The sequence below is a fragment of the Rhizobacter sp. genome (assembly GCF_035702065.1).
In the GTDB taxonomy this organism is placed as follows: Bacteria; Pseudomonadota; Gammaproteobacteria; order Burkholderiales; family Burkholderiaceae_C; genus Rhizobacter.
This window is the reverse complement of the sequence record NZ_DASSRA010000486.1, coordinates 1-3,771: the sequence shown is the minus strand read 5'-3', so window position 1 is coordinate 3,771 and position 3,771 is coordinate 1. Positions and strand designations below refer to the sequence as shown.

The window sequence follows — 3,771 nt, the reverse complement described above, 5'->3', positions numbered from 1 at the left end:
TCTGTAGTTCTGTCGTTCGGCTGTTCCAGTGACCGGCTTGTCGGAGCGCTCCGACAAGCCGAAGCGGCCTCGGCCGCCGAGCGGAGAGGTGATTTCCGGTATGCACGACCATCATGACCCTCCATGCAGAAGGCTCCTCATCAACACATCAGGAGCACACCATGAAATCGATTCTTCTGTGGGCCCTCGGCGTTCCCATCCCGATCATCCTGCTGCTGTGGCTGATCTTCTGACGCGAGGCGCCTAAACTCCACGGCGCCATGCCGCCAATCACCACCAGCCCTGCCCAACGCGCCGCCGAGTTGCGAGAGCAACTCAACCATCATGCCCATCTCTACTACGTGCTCGACGAGCCGAGCATCCCGGACGCCGAGTACGACAAGCTCTTCCAGGAGCTGCAGGCGATCGAGGCCGATCACCCCGAGTTGCTGACACCCGATTCGCCCACGCAGCGGGTGATAGGGCAGGTGCTGGAAGGCCTCACGCCCGTCTTCCACACGGTGCCGATGCTCAGCATCCGCACCGAGACCGACACCGAATCGAGTGGCGCGATCGCCTTCGATGCGCGCGTGCGCCGAGAACTCAAACTCACCGAGGCCGACCCGCCGGTGGAGTACGCCGCCGAACTCAAGTTCGACGGTCTGGCCATCAACCTGCGCTACGAGCACGGCGTGCTGGTGCAGGCTGCGACGCGCGGCGATGGCGAAAAGGGCGAGGACGTCACGCACAACATCCGCACCATCGGCCAGATCCCGCTGCGGCTCAAGGGTGTGGATGCGCCGGTGCTCGAGGTGCGCGGCGAGGTCTACATGAGCCGTGAGCAGTTCGAGAAGCTCAACGAGCGCCAGCGCGAGCTGATCGCGCAGGGCGCGAAGAACGAAAAGACCTTCGTCAACCCGCGCAACGCGGCGGCCGGTGCGGTGCGCCAGCTGGACTCGGCCGCTGCGGCCAGGAAGCCGCTCAGCTTCTTCGCCTATGGCCTGGGCGATGTGCAGGGCTGGGAGGTGCCGCCCACACACAGCCAGATGCTCGATGCACTGCAGAGCTTTGGCCTGCCGGTCAGCGCGGATCGCGTGGTGGTGCAGGGCGCGCAAGGACTGGTCGACTTCCACCAGAAGATCCGCGAGAAGCGCGACAGCCTGCCCTTCGACATCGACGGCATCGTCTACAAGGTCAACTCGCGCGAGCTGCAGAAGAAGCTCGGCTTCGTCTCGCGCGAGCCGCGCTGGGCGGTGGCGCACAAGTACCCGGCGCAGGAGCAGATGACGGTGGTGCGCGACATCGACATCCAGGTCGGCCGCACCGGCAAGCTCACGCCGGTGGCCAAGCTGGAGCCGGTGTTCGTGGGCGGCACGACGGTGAGCAACGCCACACTGCACAACGAAGACGAGACACGCCGCAAGGACGTGCGCATCGGCGACACGGTGGTCGTTCGGCGCGCCGGCGACGTGATCCCCGAGGTGGTGAGCGTGGTGCTGGAGAAACGCACGGCCGACGTGGGAGAGCCTTTCGATCTCTACAAGCGCCTGGGCGGCAAGTGCCCCGTCTGCGGCAGCGACATCGCGCGTGAAGAAGGCGGTGCCGACTGGCGCTGCAGCGGCGGGCTGTTCTGCCCGGCCCAGCGCAAGCAGGCCATCCTGCACTTTGCCGGGCGCCGCGCGATGGACATCGAAGGCCTGGGCGACAAGCTGGTCGACCAGCTCATCGATTCGGGCCTGATCCGCACCCTGCCCGAGCTGTACACGCTGGGCCTCGCCAAGCTCAGCGCGCTGGAACGCATGGGCGAGAAGAGCGCGCAGAACCTGCTGGCCGGCCTGGAGGCCAGCAAGAAGACCACGCTGTCGCGCTTTCTGTACTCGCTGGGCATCCGCCAGGTGGGCGAGACCACGGCCAAGGATCTGGCCAAGCACTTCGGCAAGCTCGACCTGATCATGGACGCCACGGTCGAGCAGCTGCTCGAAGTGCCCGATGTCGGCCCCATCGTGGCCGAGAGCATCCACACCTTCTTCCGGCAGGACCACAACCGCGAGGTCGTGGAGCGCCTGAAGGCGGTGGGCGTGAGCTGGACGGAAAGCGAAGGTGCGGGCGACCTGACACCCAAGCCGCTGGCCGGCAAGATCTTCGTGCTGACCGGCACGCTGCCCGTGCTCTCGCGCGACGAGGCCAAGGAACTGATCGAAGCGGCTGGCGGCAAGGTCTCGGGTTCGGTGTCGAAGAAGACGACCTACGTGGTGGCGGGTGAAGAAGCCGGCAGCAAGCTGGACAAGGCGCGCGAGCTGGGTGTCGAGGTGATCGACGAAGCCGCATTGCGGGCCTTGCTGCCCGCGACCGGATGAGCGGTACCGAAGCGCGGCCCGGCCGGCATCGCCGAAGCGCGATGTCGCCCTAGACTTGGGGCTCCACAGGATAGAGCCATGTCAGACGCTTCCAGCAAGAGGACCCTGTACGAGATCCTGGGCGTGAAGCCCGAGGCCACGCCCGAAGAGATCCAGGCGGCCTGGGCTGCACTGGCTTCCGAGGGTGAGACTCAGCCCGACCCGACCCAGTGGCTGGCCTTGAAAGAGGCGTACGGCACGCTGTCCAACCCGCGGCGCCGGGCGGTGTACGACGCCTCGCTGCGCCAGCGCGAGCTCCCTGCCGTCGCCGTGCAGGTGGACGACGATGAAGAAGAGCCCGCCTCGCACCGCAACAAACTGCTGATCGGTGGCGTTGCCGTGGTGCTGCTCATCGCGGGCTGGTGGCTCATGCGCAAGCCCAGCGCGCCGAAGCCCGCTGCGCCTGTCGTCGTCGTCGAAGCCAGTGCGGCACCGCAGGTGGCAGCCGCACCGGCCGCGCCCCCGCCCGAGACCCAGCTGCAAGGCAAAGCCTGGCGCTGCCTGGGGCCGCTGACGGGCCGCGGGCTCGAACTGAGCTTCGCGCCCGACGGCACCTACGCCGGCCAGTCCGATGGGGAGCCGGTGCGTGGGGACTACACGCTCTCTGCGAACAAGCTGGTGTTCCGTGACACAGAACAATCCAACAGCTTTGTCGTTGAAGAGCTCGGTGCCCAGCGCCTGGTGATCAACCGTGGCGAGGGCAAGCGCCTGAGCTGCAACCGCTGAGAGCGTGCCGATGACCCTCCACCGCACCCCCCTCGTCGTTGCTCGCCGTGCAGCCGGTGTCGGCTTCGCCGTCATGGCCATGCTCTGGCCGCTGAGCGCCATGGCCACCTGGGCCTGCGCCAACGAGAGCGGCAAGATGTCGTTTCAAGACAGGCCGTGCGACGCCAAGGCGCCGTCGACGCAATGGGAAGCCGTCAAGGCCACGGAGCTGACGAGCGCCGGCGCGCTGGAGACGCTGCGCCGCTTCGACAACGCCGTGAAAGAGCGCGACATGGCCTCGGCCGGGCGCTTGCTGGCCAAGAACTTCAAGTCGGTGCAGCTGAGCAAGCAGGGCCGCAGCGAGATGGCCGGTTCCGAGTACATGGACTCGGTGACGCGCATGGTGCAGGCGTCCAAGCGCTACCAGAGCGAGCGCGCGTGCAACGAGGGCCGTGCCGAAGCCTTGTCGCAAACGCTGCGTCTCGAATGCCGCAAGTTGGAGCGTGTCGACGTGATGCGCCGCACCAGCAGCACCGAGAAGATCGAGCGGGTGCGCCTGGTGCTCGAAGGCGGTGAGATCCGCATCGCCGAGATCAGTGATCTTCCGCCGCAGCCTGCGGACGCGCCGGCTTCGGTACCTAAGAGCTGACGCCTGCCTGCGATCGGCTGGCCGCATGCGCCAGCACCGCCA

Annotated in this window: 3 protein-coding genes; all 3 read left to right on the top strand. The window is 66.9% G+C overall.

The window, feature by feature from the left end:
- The first annotated feature begins 260 nt into the window (after window positions 1-260).
- The 3 genes from ligA to VFL64_RS21780 all read left to right on the top strand — a co-directional run bounded on the left by ligA (window position 261) and on the right by VFL64_RS21780 (window position 3,729).
- Entirely contained in the window at window positions 261-2,336 is a 2,076-nt protein-coding gene (ligA, locus tag VFL64_RS21790; RefSeq protein ID WP_489542487.1) for an NAD-dependent DNA ligase LigA, read from the top strand.
- Window positions 2,337-2,414: 78 nt separating this feature from the next.
- Window positions 2,415-3,101, top strand: a complete 687-nt coding sequence (locus VFL64_RS21785) for a J domain-containing protein (RefSeq protein ID WP_489542486.1) — start codon at window positions 2,415-2,417, stop codon at window positions 3,099-3,101.
- A gap of 10 nt (window positions 3,102-3,111) precedes the next feature.
- A complete protein-coding gene (locus VFL64_RS21780) occupies window positions 3,112-3,729 on the top strand; it encodes a hypothetical protein (protein WP_489542485.1) in 618 nt (205 codons plus the stop codon).
- Window positions 3,730-3,771 lie beyond the last annotated feature (42 nt).

Excerpts from the sequence above, each read along its gene's own strand:
- ligA (WP_489542487.1), top strand. The coding sequence starts at position 261 with ATGCCGCCAATCACCACCAGCCCTGCCCAACGCGCCGCCGAGTTGCGA.
- VFL64_RS21785 (WP_489542486.1), top strand. The coding sequence starts at position 2,415 with ATGTCAGACGCTTCCAGCAAGAGGACCCTGTACGAGATCCTGGGCGTG.
- VFL64_RS21780 (WP_489542485.1), top strand. The coding sequence starts at position 3,112 with ATGACCCTCCACCGCACCCCCCTCGTCGTTGCTCGCCGTGCAGCCGGT.